The organism is Salmonella sp. 2020_1459 (assembly GCF_043847915.1).
Classification (GTDB): domain Bacteria; phylum Pseudomonadota; class Gammaproteobacteria; order Enterobacterales; family Enterobacteriaceae; genus Salmonella; species Salmonella enterica.
In genome coordinates, this window is the sequence record NZ_JBCMFA010000005.1 from 133,823 (window position 1) to 151,001 (window position 17,179).

The following is a 17,179-nucleotide window of genomic DNA, read 5'->3' on the forward strand; positions in this document are numbered from 1 at the left end:
TCGCACTATTTTTAAGTTTCGATTGGCACAATAGCGTACACTTGTACGCCGAACAAGTCCGATCAGCCATTTAGTACGGAAATTTGCGCCATCAGGCACACATCGTTAAGATCGCGATACCGCCCGTCAGACGAGTAACTTACGTGAAACAATACGCCATACAACCCGCCACACTCGAATTTAACGCTGAGGGTACACCTGTTTCCCGAGATTTTGATGATGTCTATTTTTCTAATGACAATGGACTCGAAGAGACACGCTACGTTTTTCTTGGCGGCAATCGTCTTGCGGAGCGATTTCCCGTACATTCACATCCATTATTTATAGTCGCGGAAAGCGGTTTTGGCACCGGACTCAACTTCCTGACGCTGTGGCAGGCGTTTGACAGCTTTCGTTCTGCGCACCCACAGGCGACGCTGCAAAGGTTACATTTCATCAGTTTTGAGAAATTCCCGTTAACGCGCGACGATCTGGCGCTGGCGCACCAACACTGGCCGGAGCTCGCGCCCTGGGCAGAGCAGCTGCAGGCGCAATGGCCGCTGCCGCTCCCGGGGTGCCACCGCCTATTGCTGGATCGGAGCCGGGTGACGCTGGATTTGTGGTTTGGCGATATTAATGAGCTGACCGACCAACTGGACGCCACGCTGAATCAAACAGTCGACGCCTGGTTCCTCGACGGTTTTGCCCCGGCTAAAAATCCGGATATGTGGACGCCAAACCTGTTTAACGCGATGGCGCGGCTGGCGCGGCCCGGCGCAACGCTGGCGACGTTTACCTCGGCGGGTTTCGTCCGTCGGGGATTACAGGAAGCCGGTTTTACCATGCAAAAACGCAAAGGCTTCGGACGTAAACGCGAGATGCTTTGTGGAGTGATGGAACAACACCTCATGCCGACCCTTTCCGCGCCCTGGTTTTACCGCAGCGGAAGCGAAAAACGTGAAACGGCGATCATTGGCGGCGGCATCGCCAGCGCGCTGTTATCACTGGCGTTACTGCGTCGCGGCTGGCAGGTGACCCTCTATTGCGCGGACGACCAGCCCGCCCAGGGCGCTTCCGGTAATCGACAGGGCGCGCTTTATCCGCTCCTTAGCAAACATGACGCCGCCATTAATCGCTTTTTCCCGACCGCATTCACCTTTGCCCGTCGCCTGTATGATGCCCTGCCCGTCTCTTTTGATCATGACTGGTGCGGCGTGACGCAGCTCGGATGGGATGAGAAAAGCCAGCAGAAAATTACCCAGATGCTGTCCCTGGCGCTGCCCGCCGGACTGGCCTCGGCGCTCAATGCCGAAGAGGCGGAACAGGCGGTTGGCGTGACGACACGCTGCGGAGGAATTACCTATCCGGCAGGCGGCTGGCTGTGCCCGGAACAATTAACTCGCGCAGTCATCGCACTGGCGACCGAACAGGGTTTACAAACGCGCTTTTGCCATACGCTCACGTCGCTCGTTGCGCAGGAGTCGCGCTGGCAACTGCGCTTTACGTCAGGTGAAACCGCCAGCCATGAGACCGTCGTTCTGGCGAACGGCCATCAGATTAACCGTTTTGATCAGACCCGGCCGCTACCGGTGTATGCCGTCGGGGGGCAGGTCAGTCATATTCCCACCACCCCCGCCCTCTCGGCGTTGCGTCAGGTGTTATGCTACGACGGCTATCTGACGCCGCAAAATCCGCATAATCAGCAGCACTGTATTGGCGCCAGCTATCACCGGGGTGACGAAAGCACCGTCTGGCGCGAAGAAGATCAGCGTCAGAACCGACAGCGTCTGCTTGACTGTTTTCCGGATGCGAACTGGGCCACAGAGGTTGACGTTAGCGGCAACAGCGCCCGTTGCGGCGTGCGTTGCGCAACCCGCGACCATCTGCCGATGGTGGGCAATGTCCCGGATTACCACGCCACGCTGACGCATTACGCCGATTTAGCCGATAACAAAACGTCGGCGGCGCCTGCGCCTGTGTATCCGGGTTTATTTGTGCTTGGCGCACTGGGATCGCGTGGTTTGTGCTCAGCGCCATTATGCGCAGAAATTCTGGCGGCGCAGATGAGTAACGAGCCGATTCCACTGGATGCCGGTACGCTGGCGGCGTTAAATCCAAATCGGTTATGGGTGAGAAAGTTATTGAAGGGAAAAGCGGTGAAGTAATGGGTCAGTCAATAGCGGAAGGCGGCAAGCGTCGCCTTCCGGCCCACGGCGTTATTGTTTTGCCTTGTCGAACAAATTGTCCCACATCGCTTTGACTAACGCCTGATCGCGCGGCGACAGTTCGCCGGCGCCGATCGCTTTTTCCAGACTTTGGCTAACGTTGGCATAGACCGCCTCAACGGAGTGGTCATCACCGCTCTCCAGCTCGGCAATGGCTAACGTCAGATGGCCACGCAGGTATCCACTGGCAAAAAGCTCATCGTCGCTGGCGTGCTCTACCATATCGTCAATTAATGCCAGAATGCGTGATTCAAACTCCGCGATCATCTTCTTTCCTCATTGTAAACGTGGCGCTGGCTTTAATTAAGCGCTTCCGGCCACGGGAACTGTTCCGCCTTAAGTTCGGGCGTGTGATAGTAATTCTGTAGCGCTTTGATGAAGCGGGCCGGACGTTCAGGAATGCCCTGCTCCAGATACGCCATTACCTGCGCATGAACCCGGCGCTGAAACGCCACGCGATCCGGCTCAATATCGCCTTCCAGATTGTCGCAACTGACGTTAAAGGGATACCCCGCCGCCACGCAAAACAACCAGTCGAAAGCCTGTGGCTTCACCTCAACGTCTTCGAATTGACTTTGGGTCTGCGCGTCGCGTCCGTCCGGGCAGTACCAGTAACCAAAGTCAACCAGTTCGCGGCGCGCCTTACCGGCGATACACCAGTGAGAAATCTCATGCAGCGCGCTGGCGTAAAACCCATGCGCAAAGACGATGCGGTGGTACGGTACCTGCGCGTCAGCAGGAAGATAGATCGGTTCGTCGTCGCCTTTAATCAGACGGGTATTAAATTCTTCGGCAAAGCAGCCGTTAAAAATCTCAATTAACTGTTCGTAATGGTGCGTATTGTTCATTAATTCATCCCCAACCAGTGGAGGATCTCCTGTCCGTGGCTATCATAAAGTAACCTGGCGCTCATTACCGCCGAGACAATAACGATCATCGGTCTGATAAGCTTTTGGCCTTTGCTCAACACCAGACGCGACCCCATTCGCGCCCCTAAAAACTGACCAACCAGCATCACGAAGCCCGTCGCCCAGATCACTTTGCCGCCGATGATAAATAACAGCAGGCCGCCAACGTTGGAAGTAGCGTTAAGCACTTTGGCATGTGCCGTGGATTTCGCCAGGTTATAGCCACATAAGGTGACAAACGCCAGAGCGTAAAACGACCCGGCGGCAGGCCCGAAAAAGCCGTCGTAAAACCCGACGCATCCCCCGGCTATCAGCGCGAACGGTAATCCATACAGGCGGCGCTGGCGATCTTCCTCGCCCAGCTTCGGCATCAATAAAAAATAGAGGCCGATGAAAATCACCAGGATAGGCAAGATCTGGCGCAAAATATCCGCCTGCACGTGCTGCACCAGCAGCGCGCCGCTCATCGAGCCAATGAACGTCATCAGAATATTGAGCTTTTGCTCGGCCAGGTTTACCACCTTACGGCGAATAAAATAGAGCGAAGACGAGAGGGAGCCGCCGCACGCCTGTAATTTATTGGTCGCCAGCGCGTTTGCCGGCGACATCCCGGCGGCCATCAGCGCAGGGATAGTGAGCAGCCCTCCGCCCCCGGCGATAGAATCGATAAATCCTGCCAGTACGGCGACAAAAAACAGCACTACCAGCAGTAGCGGGGAGACCATAAACAGATCATAAAAATTGTCCATCAGAGTACATGCTCATCCAGTAGCGCCTGGCAGGAAGGCGGCAGCGGCGGCGGTGTCTTCTTCTCAGGCTTTGTGGTGCCAGGTTTTGGCGGTTCGAACCAGCTTTGCAGTTCAGCGCCGCATCCATCGCCCGGCGGGGGTAAAGGTTGATCTTCGCACTCCAGGCTGTCGGCAGGGCAGCGTAAACGCACGTGCATATGCGCGCGATGCTGGAACCAGGGGCGTACTTTACGTAGCCAGTCACGATCGTTTCCGGCATCGAGGCAAAGCTGTTGTTTAATAGCCGGATTGACGAAAATACGGGTGACGTCATTGTCTTGTGCCGCCAGTTTGATCAGACTGGCGATATCCGACGACCAGCGCGACGGCACGACGTGTTTACCGTCGCGGGACACCAGATCTAACGCCTGCGGGCGCAATAGCTGCGCCTGGCTCCAGCGCGTTTTCGGCAACTGCAAGAAAATATCCACATCAAGCCCGGTCTGATGACTGGCGTGTCCGCCATTAAAGCGGCCTCCGGCAGGCATCCCCATGTCGCCTATCAGGACGGTTCCGAGCCCCCGTTGCTGCGCCTGATGACTCAACCGCTGGATAAACATGACCAAGTCCGGGTGGCCGAAATAACGGCGCTGATCGGTGCGCATCACCTGATAATTATCGGACTGTACCGGCAACGTGTCGGCGCCAATGATGCATCCGTTAGCAAAGCTACCAATAGACTGGGCGGCGCCGGGGACAGGATGAGTTATTTTCTGCCACGGCGTCGCCGCCAGGCTGGCGCTACTGACAAACCATGCCAGCAGCGCAATCGCGGTTTTTTTCATTTCTTACCAGCGTGGAATCTCTGTCTTTACATCCGCATTCTGTGCCCGATGGCGCAGCAGGTGATCCATCAGCACGATCGCCAGCATGGCTTCTGCGATCGGCACTGCGCGAATCCCCACACACGGATCGTGGCGCCCTTTGGTGATCATTTCGACTTCTTCACCCATTCGGTTGATCGTACGTCCCGGCACGGTAATGCTGGAGGTAGGTTTCAGCGCCATATGCGCCACAATGTGTTGCCCGCTACTGATGCCACCGAGGATGCCGCCAGCGTGGTTGCTCTGAAAACCCTGCGCCGTGATTTCATCGCGATTCTGGCTGCCACGCAGCGCCACCACGTTAAATCCTTCGCCGATCTCCACGCCTTTCACCGCATTAATGCTCATCAGCGCATGGGCGATGTCCGCATCCAGTCGGTCAAATACCGGTTCGCCAAGCCCTGCCGGCACGCCGCTCGCCATCACCGTCACTTTCGCGCCGATGGAGTCACCCTCTTTTTTCAGCGCGCGCATCAGTTCGTCCAGCGCGTCAAGTTTGTCTGCATCGGGGCAAAAGAACGGATTAAGCTCAACCTGACGCCAGTCTTTAATCTCCAGCGGAATGTCGCCCATCTGGGTCAGGCAGCCGCGGATTTCGATACCGAACTTTTCCGCCAGGTATTTCTTGGCGATCGCCCCTGCCGCTACGCGCATCGCGGTTTCACGCGCGGAAGAACGTCCACCGCCACGGTAATCGCGCAGGCCGTATTTCTGCTCATAGGTGTAATCCGCGTGTCCCGGACGAAAAACATCTTTAATCGCGCTGTAGTCCTGCGAGCGCTGATCGGTGTTTTCAATCAGCAGGCCAATGCTGGTGCCGGTCGTCACGCCATCAAACACGCCGGAGAGAATTTTTACCTGATCCGGTTCGCGGCGCTGGGTAGTATAGCGCGAGGTGCCGGGGCGGCGTCTGTCGAGATCGTGCTGCAGATCGGCCTCCGTTAACGGGATGCCGGGCGGCACGCCATCGACGATACACCCAAGCGCCAGCCCGTGTGATTCGCCGAAAGTGGTTACGCGAAAGAGTTGTCCAATTGTGTTTCCTGCCATCACGGCTCCGTTATCGTTGTTGTCGTTTGCGTGTTTTAATCTTTATAAATGTTGAAATGTTCACGGGCCGCGAGCAACTGCGCTTTGGTCAACATAAAAACGCCATCGCCGCCGTTGTCAAACTCCAGCCAGGTGAACGGCACATCCGGATACTGCTCCATCAGATGTACCATGCTGTTTCCGACTTCACAAATCAGAACGCCGTCATCGGACAGATAATCCGGCGCACTCCCCAGGATACGACGGGTCAATTTGAGGCCGTCAGTGCCGGACGCCAGCCCCAGCTCAGGTTCGTGGCGATATTCGTTCGGCAGATCGGACATATCCTCCGCATCGACATAAGGCGGGTTAGTGACAATCAGATCGTACTGAACTTTCGGCAGATCGCGGAACAGATCGGAACGGATTGGCGTCACGTGATGGATAAGACCGTGTTCTTCAATGTTATGCTCGGCGACAGCCAGCGCATCCGGCGAAATATCGACCGCATCAACCTCTGCGTCCGGGAAAGCATAAGCACAGGCGATGGCGATGCAGCCACTACCGGTACACATATCCAGAATATATTTCGGCTGTTGGCTAATAAGGCCGGCGAAGTGGTTATTAATCAGCTCGCCAATCGGCGAACGCGGCACCAGCACGCGCTCATCGACATAAAATTCGTGGCCGCAGAACCAGGCTTTATTGGTCAGGTAGGCGACCGGGATACGCTCGTTAATGCGACGAATCACTCGCTCGACAATGCGGTGTTTTTCGCTGGACGTCAGCCGCGCGGTCCGCATATCCTCCGGAATATCCAGCGGCAGATAAAGAGACGGCAACACCAGTTGTACCGCTTCATCCCACGGGTTATCGGTACCGTGTCCATACCAGATATTCGCCGCGCTAAAGCGGCTTACCGCCCAGCGCAACATGTCCTGAATGGTATGCAGTTCACTTACTGCTTCATCGACGAAAATTTTATCCACGTATTCCTCCAGGGCATGCTCGCATTAAATTCGGCGGCTAGTTTGCCACGAAGACAGGGATAAATCAGCATTGACGCGGCGGGAGAATACGAAAAATCCGTTTTGACCGTTCGGATATCCTCCGGGTCGGGTAAACTAAGGCAAAAGATCAGACGAGACCCACGAATGAAAAAGAAAACATCGCTCAGCGAGGAGGACCAGGCGCTGTTCCGTCAGCTGATGGTCGGCACCCGAAAGATTAAACAGGATACTATCGTCCATCGGCCGCTGCGCAAGAAAATCACGGAAGTCCCTACCCGAAGGTTAATTCAGGAACAGGCGGACGCCAGCCACTATTTTTCTGATGAGTTCCAGCCGCTGCTCAATACGGAAGGGCCGGTAAAGTATGTCCGTGAAGATGTCAGCCATTTCGAGCTAAAAAAAATGCGCCGCGGCGACTATTCGCCGGAACTGTTTCTGGATTTACACGGCTTAACGCAGCTTCAGGCCAAGCAGGAACTGGGAGCGCTGATTGCCGCCTGCCGTCGGGAACATATTTTTTGCGCCTGCGTCATGCATGGACACGGTAAACATATTCTGAAACAGCAAACGCCGTTATGGCTGGCGCAGCATCCGCATGTGATGGCCTTTCATCAGGCGCCGAAAGAGTACGGCGGCGACGCCGCGCTGCTGGTGTTGATTGAAGTGGAAGAGTGGCAACCGCCCGAATTACCCTGATGCAGAATTGCCGGATGGCGGCGCAAGCGCCTGATCCAGCCTACGAACAGCCAACGCTGTCGTAGGCCTGATAAGCGAAGCGCCATCAAGCAGCAAAGATTAAATCGCTTTCGCCATTTTCAGATTGCAGGGACTCATTTGCCAGTTGAATGTCCCCTTGCCGCTTTCATCAAGCGTAACGTTGGCAATTGCGGACGTCGTGAACATCGGCGGCGTTTCGCCCGGACAAAGCTCAGATACCAGGTATCCGACCAGAGGTAAGTGAGAAATCACCAGCACCGATCCGATCTCTTCATTAGCCAGCGCCTGGAGGTAGGCGCTGACCAGACCGACATCGCCACAGGGCGTTAGCTCCGGCAGGACATCCACCTGAGCCGGCAGATTCATACAATCGCCGACCACATCTAACGTCTGTTCGGCCCGAAGAAACGGACTCACCAGAACACGTTCGATATCCACTTTTTGACCTTTCAGCCAGTTCGCCATCAGGCGAGACTCGTCACACCCACAAGGGGTCAAGGGACGAACCGAATCACTGGCGGCATCGAGGGCTGCGTCGCCGTGACGCATGATAAAAACTTGCATATTGCACCGCTTTTGTTAACCAGTTTCACCAACACGCTTACCACATGCCCCTATTGGCTGCGGCAAAAATGCGGTGGCCGGCATTGTGCCTTATCCATTCACTGAATGAAACGCTGTTTTTTACCTCAATGGCGTAAGTATAGTCAATCCTTGATTATTATTTCGCCACTAAGGAGGCATTCAGTGCGGATTCATATTCTCTTTGACCTCAATTTCCCTGGTCAGTTTCCCCATTCGTCCAGAAATGCTCCCTGCGCTCCGCCATGCGCACTAATTGTTCACAAGGCGCGTAACGAGGACCGTAAAGTGCGGCCAGGCGCTGTAATGTCGCCACCATTTCACCCGGCCCAAGAGCATCCATATAGCGGAACGGGCCACCGAGAAACGGCGGAAAACCGATACCAAACACGGCGCCAATATCGCCATCGCGCGCGCTGCGAATCACTTTTTCGTCGAAACAGCGCGCCGCTTCGTTAAGCATTAACATGACACAGCGCTCTGCCACCTGCTGCGCAGATAGTCGACTCTGCCCTTGCACGCCAATAAGCTTATAAATAGCAGGGTCAACCTGTTTTTTGCTTTTACGCCCTTTTTCGCCATAAAGATAGAAACCGCGACCATTTTTTCTACCTTTGCGATCGTCATTCAAAATTGAAGCAACAACATTTGCAGGCGCGCTAAAACGTTCTCCATACGCCGCCTCAAGCACAGGAATAATTTTAGTGCCCGTATCGATTCCCACCTCATCCAAAAGTTGGATTGGTCCCACCGGAAAACCAAATTTTACCAGGGCGGCGTCAATATGTTCGACGCGTTCGCCTTCAGTCAGCATCCGAATCGCCTCATTGATATACGGCGCAAGAATTCGGTTAACATAAAACCCGGCTTTATCACTGACGACTATCGGGGTTTTACCCTGTTTTTTCGCCAGCTTAACGGTCGTGGCGATGGTCTGCGCGGAAGTAGACGCATGAGGAATAACCTCAACCAGTGGCATTTTTTCGACCGGGCTAAAAAAGTGCAATCCAATCACCTGTTCCGGTCTGGCCGCATTCGCCGCAATATCGCCAATCGGCAGGGAAGAAGTATTGGAGGCAAAAATGGTGTGAGCAGCGCAATTTTGTTCCACTTCCGCCACCATCTGTTGTTTTAACGGCAGATCTTCAAACACCGCTTCAATGACCAGATCACGATGACTGAAACCACGGTAATCGGTAGAACCTGATATCAACGCCAACTGTTTATCGCGTTCGCTGGCTTTGATATGGCGGCGGCGTACTTTTGTTTCAAGCAGATCCCAGCTGTATTTCAGAGCATGATTGATCCCCTGAGTATTTATATCCTTAATTCGTACTGGCAAGCCGCCTTTACAGGCCGTAACCCAGGCGATACCGCCGCCCATTAACCCGCCGCCTAAGATGCCCACGCTGTTCAGCGGGCCGGGCGGTGCATCGCTACCGGGATCTTTTTTCACCTCGGTACTGGCAAAAAAAACAGCGCGCAGCGCCTGCGATTGCGGCGTCATCGCCAGCTCGCCGAAAGCGCGCGCTTCCGCGTCATAGCCGCTACTGCTGCCCTGCGCCAGTCCGGTTTCAATCACATCAATGATCCGCTCCGTCGCCGGATAATTACCCTGCGTTTTTTGCGCTGTCTTTTTACGCACCAGGCGAAATAACAGCGCGCGCCCCAGCGGCCCAGCCAGGATACGTTCACGGACCGGTAATGTCCGCTGCGCCAGGCGTTCTTTTTTAGCCAGCTCGACAGCCGCTTCCAGTAAAATAGTTTGCGGCACCACATCATCAACCAGCCCGGCTTTAAGCGCCTGTCTGGCGCGAAGCTGTTTACCTGTCAGGATCATATCCAGCGCGGTACTGACCCCCACCAGCCGTGGAAGTCGCTGCGTTCCGCCCGATCCCGGTAAAAGCCCTAACTGTACCTCCGGCAGTCCAAGAACGGTTTTAACGTCATCGGTACAGATGCGCCGATGGCAGGCCAGCGCCATTTCAAGGCCGCCCCCCAGACAGGCGCCATGAATGGCGGCGATAACCGGAACAGGCAATGCCTGGATCTCCGCCATCAGTTGCTGTCCCTGACGCGCCAGCGTTTCCGCTTCCTGCGCGTTTTGGCAGTGACCTATCATGTTGATATCAGCGCCAGCAATAAAGTTATCTGCTTTGGCTGAGATAAAAACAACGCCCTGCAACGCTTTGTTTTCCCGGATTTGCTTCAGGATGGCGCGTACCTGCGCGGCAAACTCCGCTTTCAGGGTGTTCACCTTTTCTCCAGGGACATCAATAGCGACAACCGCGACATTATCCAGACGCACGTTAAGCATAAAAGCTGATGTGGTAGTCATTATTCCGCCTCCAGAACCATCGCCGCGCCAAGACCGCCAGCTGCGCAGGCCGTGACCAGGCCAAAACCTCCGCCCCGACGCCGTAATTCATGCAACGTTTGGGTTATCATCCGCGCGCCCGTTGCGGCAAAAGGATGCCCGTAGGCGATTGAGCCGCCGAGCACGTTGAATTTAGCGTCATCCACCTCCCCTGTCGCCTGCGCACGACCAAGCACCTCACGGGCAAATCGTTCGCTGCCCAGCAGTTGTAAGTTCGCCAGAGTCTGAGCGGCAAACGCTTCATGCATGTCAAAAAGCGTCAGATCGGCCATCGTCAACCCGGCCCGCTCCAGCGCCAGCGGCGTTGACCAGGCCGGCCCCAATAGCATGTCCTGCCAGACATCAATAGCGGTAAAGGCGTAGCTGCGCAGATAACCAAGCGGGCGCAGCCCCAGCTCTTTAGCGCGGGATTCGGTCATCATAATAACGGCGGCAGCGCCGTCGGTCAGCGGTGTACTATTGGCGGCGGTCACAGAGCCATGTTTTCGGTCAAAAGCGGGACGCAGTTTGGCGTAGTCCGCCAGCGTGGAGGTGCCGCGAATGTTGTTGTCTTCTGCAAAGGGGTTTTTATACGGCGGCACATAGGTCGTCATCACTTCTTCCGCCAGTTTGCCCTCCGCCCATGCCTGCGCGGCGCGCTGATGTGAACGATGCGCCAGCGCGTCCTGCTGTTCACGCGTAATACCATACGTTTTCGCCATCTGTTCGGCGGTATCGCCCATGCGCAGACCGGTGGAATACTCAGCAACGGCGGGAGGAACGGGCAGCAGGTCGCGTAAGCGCAGACGAGAAAAAAGCGTCAGCCGTTGGCGGGTCGTCCGGGCTTTATTGACATCAACCAGTACCCGCGCCAGGGCTTTACTCACGCCTATTGGCAGTACCGACGACGAATCTGCGCCGCCAGCGATACCCGCGCGTATCGTGCCGGCCATCAGGCTTTCCGCCACATTCGCTACCGCCTGAAAACTGGTGGCGCAGGCGCGGCTTACGCTATAGGCATCGGTATGAACATTCATCCCCGTACCCAGCACAATTTCGCGCGCAATATTGGGCGCTTCCGGCATTTGTACTACCTGACCAAAAACCAGTTGCTCAATGGCATCGGCTGGAATTTCACTGCGCGCCAGCAGCTCGCCTACCACCATCTTGCCGAGATCAACAGCGGGAATACCATGAAATGCAGTGGCCTGACGAGCAAAGGGGGTTCGTAACCCACTGACAATAGCAATGCGATCGCCCTGACGGGTGACCAATGGTAAAGCCTGACGCATAGTACTCCCCTGTAAAAAAATAAATTAGTGGTCTGACCTGATCACAGTCTTAACCAATTTTTTACATTTAGCCAAGCAGAGAGAAAAGAAAGTGGGAGCTAAGGCACAGTGAAGGGAAGCGACAAAAAAAGAAAACGCCTCCGCCAGATGATGACGGAGGCGTCGTGAATGAACGGATTAACGCAGGCCGAGCTGGAAGATCAGCGTTTCTGCTTCGCAGGCGAAAACAAAATCAATATCCAGACGAACGCCTTCGGATTCCTCGGTAAAGGTTGGCGTAATTTGGCAAGGTTCAGACTCCACGCTACGCGCTTTTTCGGTTAACGCCGCCAGCGTCTCTTCAGCCTCTGCGCGGGTAGCGAATACGCGGCTGTATGACGCGGTGCAATCGGAGTTGTCCATGATGGTTCCAACGTCCATACAGCAGCAAACCGGGGTTTCATCAGCACTGCATTTACTCATTGTAGATTTCCTCTGTATTTGCACCCAGGGTGCCAGATAAACGATGGGGATATTTTACGCTCCCGGCATTCGCCTCTCCAGTCGTTAATGGTGGGAAACGCGTTAAGTGACCGAAATCACACTTAAAAATGATCTAAAACAAAAATCGCGCGATCGGGTGACCGTTAAGCCCGCCGATTTTGCCAGCCAGATCTCGTTTCTAAGATCACAATTGAAAAAACTTATAAACATACTTGCAACATTCTAGCTGGTCAGACCTATACTCTCGCCACTGGTCTGATTTCTAAGTCGTACCGCAGACCCTACACTTCGCGCTCCTGTTACAGCATGTAACATAGTTTGTATAAAAATAATCAATGAGGTTATGGTCATGAGCCAGAAAACCCTGTTTACAAAGTCTGCTCTCGCAGTCGCAGTGGCAATCATCTCCACCCAGGCCTGGTCTGCAGGCTTTCAGTTAAACGAATTTTCTTCCTCTGGCCTTGGCCGGGCCTATTCGGGTGAAGGCGCAATCGCAGATGATGCGGGTAACGTTAGCCGCAACCCGGCGTTAATTACCATGTTTGACCGCCCGACGTTTTCAGCGGGCGCGGTTTATATTGATCCTGATGTTAATATTAGCGGGACATCGCCATCTCGTCGGACGTTAGATGCGGATAACATCGCGCCGACGGCCTGGGTGCCGAACGTCCATTTTGTCGCCCCGATTAACGATCAGTTTGGCTGGGGAGCTTCTATTACCTCTAACTATGGTCTGGCGACAGAGTTTAACGACACATACGCCGGCGGCTCGGTTGGCGGTACGACCGATCTTGAAACCATGAACCTGAATTTAAGCGGCGCTTATCGCTTAAATGAGGCCTGGAGCTTCGGCCTCGGCTTTGATGCGGTATACGCGCGTGCAAAAATCGAACGTTTTGCGGGCGATTTAGGCCAGTTGGTCGCGGCTCAGAATCCGGCGCTGGCGCCGGTTGCGGGTCAGATTCCCAGCGACACCAAGATTGCCCACCTGAACGGTAATCAGTGGGGCTTTGGCTGGAATGCCGGTATCCTTTATGAACTGGATAAAAATAACCGCTACGCGCTGACCTACCGCTCGGAAGTCAAAATTGACTTTAAAGGCAACTACAGTAGCGATCTTCCCATCGCTATAAACCGATTTAACCTGCCTATCCCAACGGCAACCGGCGGCGCGACGCAGTCAGGCTACCTGACGCTGAATCTGCCGGAAATGTGGGAAGTGTCCGGTTATAACCGTGTGGCGCCACAGTGGGCCATCCACTATAGCCTGGCCTATACCAGCTGGAGCCAGTTCCAGGAATTGAAGGCAAAATCGACCGCCGGCGATACGCTCTTTGAGAAGCATGAAGGCTTTAAAGACGCTTATCGCATTGCGTTGGGTACCACCTATTACTACGATGACAACTGGACGTTCCGTACCGGTATCGCCTTCGATGACAGCCCGGTACCAGCGCAAAACCGTTCTATCTCTATTCCGGATCAGGACCGTTTCTGGCTGAGCGCCGGTACGACTTACGCCTTTAATAAAGATGCGTCTGTCGACGTTGGCGTCTCTTATATGCATGGTCAGAGCGTGAAAATTAATGAAGGCCCTTATCAGTTTGAATCTGAAGGGAAAGCCTGGCTGTTCGGTACTAACTTTAACTACGCGTTCTAATCTCTTTCTGAAACGGATCAAAAAGGTGAGCATTGCGCTCACCTTTTTATTTACTGCCGTTTATTCCGAGTCGATCTCTTTGAGTTCGTCCTGAATCGCCTGCGCGTTCGGGTTTTCCTGCGGCTTGAGTTTTCCGCCATTGGCGATAAAGTCATGACGCTGGAAGTACGCCTCGCGCACCATAATATAAGGATCGGAAGACTGGCGCAGCAAACCATCGGAGTCCAGCAACTGCGCGCGGGTTTCTATCCCTTCGATAGTCCATTTTCCTATGGACATTGGCCAGGTCAACCACGAGAGCACCGGATACAAGGTATCCGCCATATCCCCGCCATCTTCACGCAGCGTGAAGCTGCCGTAGAACGGAAGTTGCATATAAGGCCCATACCCCACGCCATAATGGCCCAGCGTACTGCCAAAGCGATGCGGTTCAACGCGCTGCAGCTTAGGATTCGCCATTCCCGCGACGTCAATAAAGCCGCCCATCCCTAATAAGGTGTTCAGGAAGAAACGGGTGAAATGCACCATACCCTGATAAGGATCGCCCTGCAGGAAATAGTTCACCATGATCGCCGGTTCTTCGAGGTTGCCGGTGAAATTACTTAAACCGTTACGCGCAGGCTGTGGAACATAATCACGCCAGGCGACCGCGACCGGCCGAACAACATACGGGTCCAGCACATTAAAGTTGAAGTTGTACATGGTGCGGTTAAACCCTTCAAATGGGTCTGAACGCCCCTGCTGTTCTGTACCGGAACTCGCACACCCGACCAGCAGTGTGGTTCCCAGCGCCAGCGCCGACAGGCGAAGCTTCATAGATGTCTCCCTGTGAATTATGGCTATCGCTGATTGCCATCCATGACGGAACGCTACCGTATCCGCCTGTTTAGGTGTGAGCGATTTTAACAGCACGTCAAACGATGTCTATATGCGCGATCTCATTGCTCTGAGCATAGCCTGGTAACGCAACAACGTGACGGCCCTATTCTAACGAAACAGATAAAAACGAGCGTGATCATTTTTATTTTTTCGGAGAATGCCCCGGCCTGGGTAAATGAAAAACCGCTACGCTTTATTAATATGTATTAATCAGCAGAGATCATCATGGATAGCCTTAACGACGATAAAATTAACCGGCACAGCAGTGACCTGGAAGTTGAAAGCGAAGAAAAACAAAGCGGTAAAGAGATTGAAGTGGATGAAGATCGTCTTCCTTCCCGCGCCATGGCGATTCATGAACATATTCGCCAGGATGGTGAAAAAGAGATGGAACGCGATGCGATGGCTTTGCTCTGGTCAGCCATTGCCGCAGGACTTTCTATGGGGGCATCACTCCTGGCGAAAGGGATTTTCCACGTGCAGCTTGAAGGCGTTCCCGGCGGCTTTTTACTGGAAAATCTCGGCTATACCTTTGGTTTTATCATTGTCATCATGGCCCGCCAGCAATTATTTACTGAAAATACCGTTACCGCCGTGTTGCCGGTAATGCAAAATCCCACTCTGAGTAACGTTGGCCTGCTGATGCGCTTATGGGGCGTAGTCTTATTGGGCAACCTTATTGGCACCGGGGTTGCGGCGTGGGCATTTGAATATATGCCTATATTTGATGAAGAGACCCGCGACGCCTTTGTCAAAATTGGTATGGAGGTCATGAAAAATAGCCCAACGGAGATGTTTGCCAACGCGATTATCTCTGGCTGGATCATCGCCACAATGGTATGGATGTTTCCTGCTGCAGGCGGGGCAAAAATTGTGGTCATTATTTTGATGACCTGGCTTATCGCGCTGGGCGATACCACCCATATTGTCGTCGGTTCCGTTGAAATTTTGTATTTGGTTTTCAACGGCACGCTGCCCTGGAGCGACTTTTTCTGGCCCTTCGCCCTTCCCACACTTGCCGGAAATATCTGCGGCGGCACCTTTATTTTCGCATTAATGAGCCACGCGCAGATCCGCAACGATATGAGCAATAAACGTAAGGAAGAAGCGAGGCTACGCGGCGAGCGCCTGGAACGGGAGCGGAAAAAAGCGGAAAAACAGCGCTGAGTGGCGACGGTTTAACCAGTCAGGCGGCGCTACACTTACTCCGGCGAATAAAAAACGCTATACTGGCGCCGCGTTGTCCTCTTAGTTAAATGGATATAACGAGCCCCTCCTAAGGGCTAGTTGCAGGTTCGATTCCTGCAGGGGACACCATTGATACCCAGGACATTCTCTTCTTGCTGCATAACCTTTCGAGCGGTTCCCCTTTCATGTTGCTTTTATTGCCCCTATGCAATATCACCGGACATGCCATACGTTCAGCAAAAAGTCGTCATCGGCCGGTTATGACCGATGACATCCCGATGTGGTCTAGAAGCGGTACTGCAACCCCGCGGTAACCGTATAGTTATTATTAGCTATACCTGCGGCATCGCCACCAAAATACGCCGTATCACCGCTGGTTTTATCTATGATTTGCGTACCGCCCTTACCTTCTTCATATTTACTGTAAGCGAACTCAGCAAAGATTTTTGCATTACTGGTAATATAATATCCGGCGTCAATAGAAGCGCCATAATATCGCGAATTTTCCGTTTTTTCACGGAAGGTAAGCTTGCGCATGTAGTGTTCGTCATTATCATGCGCATTTACCCAGTCGCTGTATTTAAACAGTACATTACACTCAAAGTCATTAATACGATAATCACCCGCCAGCCCGATATAGGGCATTTCGAAACGCTGGCTATAACCTATGCCGCGCACGCCATGAGGAAAATTACCAATATATCGGCCATTATCATAAATATAAGACCCGCCTCTTGCCGTCCAGCTAAAACGGGTTTCCTGATAGCCCGCTGTTACGCCCGCCTTGTAGTTATCGCCCTGCAATAACCAACCTTTCACGTTCAAATCGTATTCATTAGCATAGTTGGCGCTGGTGTCCGGATGAATTGAACGATCGGTCCAGCCAGGCTGCTCACTGCTCATCCAGTCATGGTCAACCATATGACCCGATCCCGACGCCAAAGACGTCCAGCCGCGGGCGTCCAGCGTCATGAACGAATAGGGTTCCCATGATAAATCCCCCTGCAACGTGGCGACATTTTTTATTTTCCAGTCCAGTTGACTCAGCTTCCGCCCGGTGTCGGTATCATAAACCAGCTCCCTGGATTTACCATTTAACACACCCACGGAAAGGGATGTCGTGACGCTATCAGGAGAGACGTCCGGAATAAATAAGGTAGACTCCGCATAAACCGACTCAGAAAATACGGCGATCATCATTACTGCAATAGCATGTTTTTTCATTTCTCTTGTCCTCATATTCAGATGTAATCTGGAGAGGT

At 53.8% G+C, this 17,179-nt stretch carries 16 protein-coding genes and 1 tRNA gene; 5 read left to right on the forward strand and 12 right to left on the reverse strand.

The features are described 5' to 3' along the window. The first annotated feature begins 143 nt into the window (after positions 1 to 143). Positions 144 to 2,144: a bifunctional tRNA (5-methylaminomethyl-2-thiouridine)(34)-methyltransferase MnmD/FAD-dependent 5-carboxymethylaminomethyl-2-thiouridine(34) oxidoreductase MnmC gene (gene mnmC / locus ACH0VJ_RS14385; RefSeq protein WP_000816100.1), complete on the forward strand. Its 2,001-nt coding sequence runs from the start codon at positions 144 to 146 to the stop codon at positions 2,142 to 2,144. Positions 2,145 to 2,195: 51 nt separating this feature from the next. Here mnmC and ACH0VJ_RS14390 read toward each other — a convergent pair whose 3' ends face one another. From ACH0VJ_RS14390 to prmB, 6 genes are read right to left on the reverse strand one after another with little or no spacing between them, the layout of a single operon-like run. Continuing rightward, positions 2,196 to 2,471 (reverse strand): YfcL family protein, encoded by a 276-nt coding sequence (locus tag ACH0VJ_RS14390; RefSeq protein WP_000559749.1) that lies wholly within the window; start codon positions 2,469 to 2,471, stop codon positions 2,196 to 2,198. 32 nt (positions 2,472 to 2,503) lie between these two features. After that, positions 2,504 to 3,052, reverse strand: coding sequence for an elongation factor P hydroxylase (locus ACH0VJ_RS14395; RefSeq protein WP_001066345.1), 549 nt, complete (start codon positions 3,050 to 3,052; stop codon positions 2,504 to 2,506). Then, positions 3,052 to 3,861, reverse strand: a complete 810-nt coding sequence (locus ACH0VJ_RS14400; RefSeq protein ID WP_000368599.1) for a sulfite exporter TauE/SafE family protein — start codon at positions 3,859 to 3,861, stop codon at positions 3,052 to 3,054. The genes ACH0VJ_RS14395 and ACH0VJ_RS14400 overlap by 1 nt, the downstream gene beginning before the upstream one ends. Continuing rightward, positions 3,861 to 4,685 (reverse strand): penicillin-insensitive murein endopeptidase, encoded by an 825-nt coding sequence (gene mepA, locus ACH0VJ_RS14405; RefSeq protein WP_000750428.1) that lies wholly within the window; start codon positions 4,683 to 4,685, stop codon positions 3,861 to 3,863. The genes ACH0VJ_RS14400 and mepA overlap by 1 nt, the downstream gene beginning before the upstream one ends. Before the next feature lie 3 nt (positions 4,686 to 4,688). Beyond that, positions 4,689 to 5,774: a chorismate synthase gene (gene aroC / locus ACH0VJ_RS14410; protein WP_000918457.1), complete on the reverse strand. Its 1,086-nt coding sequence runs from the start codon at positions 5,772 to 5,774 to the stop codon at positions 4,689 to 4,691. A gap of 35 nt (positions 5,775 to 5,809) precedes the next feature. Continuing rightward, entirely contained in the window at positions 5,810 to 6,742 is a 933-nt protein-coding gene (gene prmB, locus ACH0VJ_RS14415; protein ID WP_023196223.1) for a 50S ribosomal protein L3 N(5)-glutamine methyltransferase, read from the reverse strand. Positions 6,743 to 6,907: 165 nt separating this feature from the next. Between prmB and smrB the strand changes: the two genes are divergently transcribed. Then, entirely contained in the window at positions 6,908 to 7,459 is a 552-nt protein-coding gene (gene smrB, locus ACH0VJ_RS14420; RefSeq protein ID WP_000730794.1) for an endonuclease SmrB, read from the forward strand. Between the two features lie 99 nt (positions 7,460 to 7,558). Here the strand turns inward: smrB and sixA are convergent, their stop codons facing one another. The 4 genes from sixA to ACH0VJ_RS14440 all read right to left on the reverse strand — a co-directional run bounded on the left by sixA (position 7,559) and on the right by ACH0VJ_RS14440 (position 12,172). After that, positions 7,559 to 8,044 (reverse strand): phosphohistidine phosphatase SixA, encoded by a 486-nt coding sequence (gene sixA, locus ACH0VJ_RS14425; protein ID WP_001195800.1) that lies wholly within the window; start codon positions 8,042 to 8,044, stop codon positions 7,559 to 7,561. A gap of 208 nt (positions 8,045 to 8,252) precedes the next feature. Further along, complete coding sequence (fadJ, locus tag ACH0VJ_RS14430; protein WP_000214145.1) at positions 8,253 to 10,400, reverse strand: fatty acid oxidation complex subunit alpha FadJ; 2,148 nt, start codon at positions 10,398 to 10,400, stop codon at positions 8,253 to 8,255. Beyond that, complete coding sequence (gene fadI / locus ACH0VJ_RS14435) at positions 10,400 to 11,710, reverse strand: acetyl-CoA C-acyltransferase FadI (protein WP_023196222.1); 1,311 nt, start codon at positions 11,708 to 11,710, stop codon at positions 10,400 to 10,402. Before fadI ends, fadJ begins: the two co-directional genes overlap by 1 nt. A gap of 177 nt (positions 11,711 to 11,887) precedes the next feature. Then, positions 11,888 to 12,172, reverse strand: coding sequence for a YfcZ/YiiS family protein (locus ACH0VJ_RS14440; protein ID WP_000030904.1), 285 nt, complete (start codon positions 12,170 to 12,172; stop codon positions 11,888 to 11,890). A gap of 370 nt (positions 12,173 to 12,542) precedes the next feature. Here ACH0VJ_RS14440 and fadL point away from each other — a divergent pair, with 370 nt between their 5' ends. After that, on the forward strand, positions 12,543 to 13,850 hold the full coding sequence (fadL, locus tag ACH0VJ_RS14445) for a long-chain fatty acid transporter FadL (RefSeq protein WP_001518618.1): 1,308 nt from the start codon (positions 12,543 to 12,545) through the stop codon (positions 13,848 to 13,850). Positions 13,851 to 13,910: 60 nt separating this feature from the next. Here fadL and mlaA read toward each other — a convergent pair whose 3' ends face one another. Continuing rightward, positions 13,911 to 14,666: a phospholipid-binding lipoprotein MlaA gene (gene mlaA / locus ACH0VJ_RS14450; RefSeq protein WP_000776787.1), complete on the reverse strand. Its 756-nt coding sequence runs from the start codon at positions 14,664 to 14,666 to the stop codon at positions 13,911 to 13,913. Between the two features lie 288 nt (positions 14,667 to 14,954). On the opposite strand from mlaA, the gene ACH0VJ_RS14455 reads away from it, so the two are divergent. After that, positions 14,955 to 15,896, forward strand: a complete 942-nt coding sequence (locus ACH0VJ_RS14455; protein ID WP_000377769.1) for a formate/nitrite transporter family protein — start codon at positions 14,955 to 14,957, stop codon at positions 15,894 to 15,896. 75 nt (positions 15,897 to 15,971) lie between these two features. Further along, positions 15,972 to 16,046: transfer RNA gene (locus ACH0VJ_RS14460), tRNA-Arg, on the forward strand. A 156-nt stretch (positions 16,047 to 16,202) separates the two neighbouring features. On the opposite strand, the gene pgtE is transcribed toward ACH0VJ_RS14460, so the two are convergent. After that, positions 16,203 to 17,141 (reverse strand): omptin family outer membrane protease PgtE, encoded by a 939-nt coding sequence (pgtE, locus tag ACH0VJ_RS14465; protein ID WP_000716011.1) that lies wholly within the window; start codon positions 17,139 to 17,141, stop codon positions 16,203 to 16,205. Between the last annotated feature and the right edge of the window lie 38 nt (positions 17,142 to 17,179).

What these genes read in the sequence shown, in the direction of transcription:
- ACH0VJ_RS14455 (WP_000377769.1), top strand. Translation starts at nt 14,955, where the DNA reads ATGGATAGCCTTAACGACGATAAAATTAACCGGCACAGCAGTGACCTG.
- ACH0VJ_RS14390 (WP_000559749.1), bottom strand. Translation starts at nt 2,471, where the DNA reads ATGATCGCGGAGTTTGAATCACGCATTCTGGCATTAATTGACGATATG.
- aroC (WP_000918457.1), bottom strand. Translation starts at nt 5,774, where the DNA reads ATGGCAGGAAACACAATTGGACAACTCTTTCGCGTAACCACTTTCGGC.
- pgtE (WP_000716011.1), bottom strand. Translation starts at nt 17,141, where the DNA reads ATGAAAAAACATGCTATTGCAGTAATGATGATCGCCGTATTTTCTGAG.
- mepA (WP_000750428.1), bottom strand. Translation starts at nt 4,685, where the DNA reads ATGAAAAAAACCGCGATTGCGCTGCTGGCATGGTTTGTCAGTAGCGCC.
- fadJ (WP_000214145.1), bottom strand. Translation starts at nt 10,400, where the DNA reads ATGACTACCACATCAGCTTTTATGCTTAACGTGCGTCTGGATAATGTC.
- fadI (WP_023196222.1), bottom strand. Translation starts at nt 11,710, where the DNA reads ATGCGTCAGGCTTTACCATTGGTCACCCGTCAGGGCGATCGCATTGCT.
- smrB (WP_000730794.1), top strand. Translation starts at nt 6,908, where the DNA reads ATGAAAAAGAAAACATCGCTCAGCGAGGAGGACCAGGCGCTGTTCCGT.
- mlaA (WP_000776787.1), bottom strand. Translation starts at nt 14,666, where the DNA reads ATGAAGCTTCGCCTGTCGGCGCTGGCGCTGGGAACCACACTGCTGGTC.
- ACH0VJ_RS14395 (WP_001066345.1), bottom strand. Translation starts at nt 3,052, where the DNA reads ATGAACAATACGCACCATTACGAACAGTTAATTGAGATTTTTAACGGC.
- ACH0VJ_RS14440 (WP_000030904.1), bottom strand. Translation starts at nt 12,172, where the DNA reads ATGAGTAAATGCAGTGCTGATGAAACCCCGGTTTGCTGCTGTATGGAC.
- sixA (WP_001195800.1), bottom strand. Translation starts at nt 8,044, where the DNA reads ATGCAAGTTTTTATCATGCGTCACGGCGACGCAGCCCTCGATGCCGCC.
- fadL (WP_001518618.1), top strand. Translation starts at nt 12,543, where the DNA reads ATGAGCCAGAAAACCCTGTTTACAAAGTCTGCTCTCGCAGTCGCAGTG.
- ACH0VJ_RS14400 (WP_000368599.1), bottom strand. Translation starts at nt 3,861, where the DNA reads ATGGACAATTTTTATGATCTGTTTATGGTCTCCCCGCTACTGCTGGTA.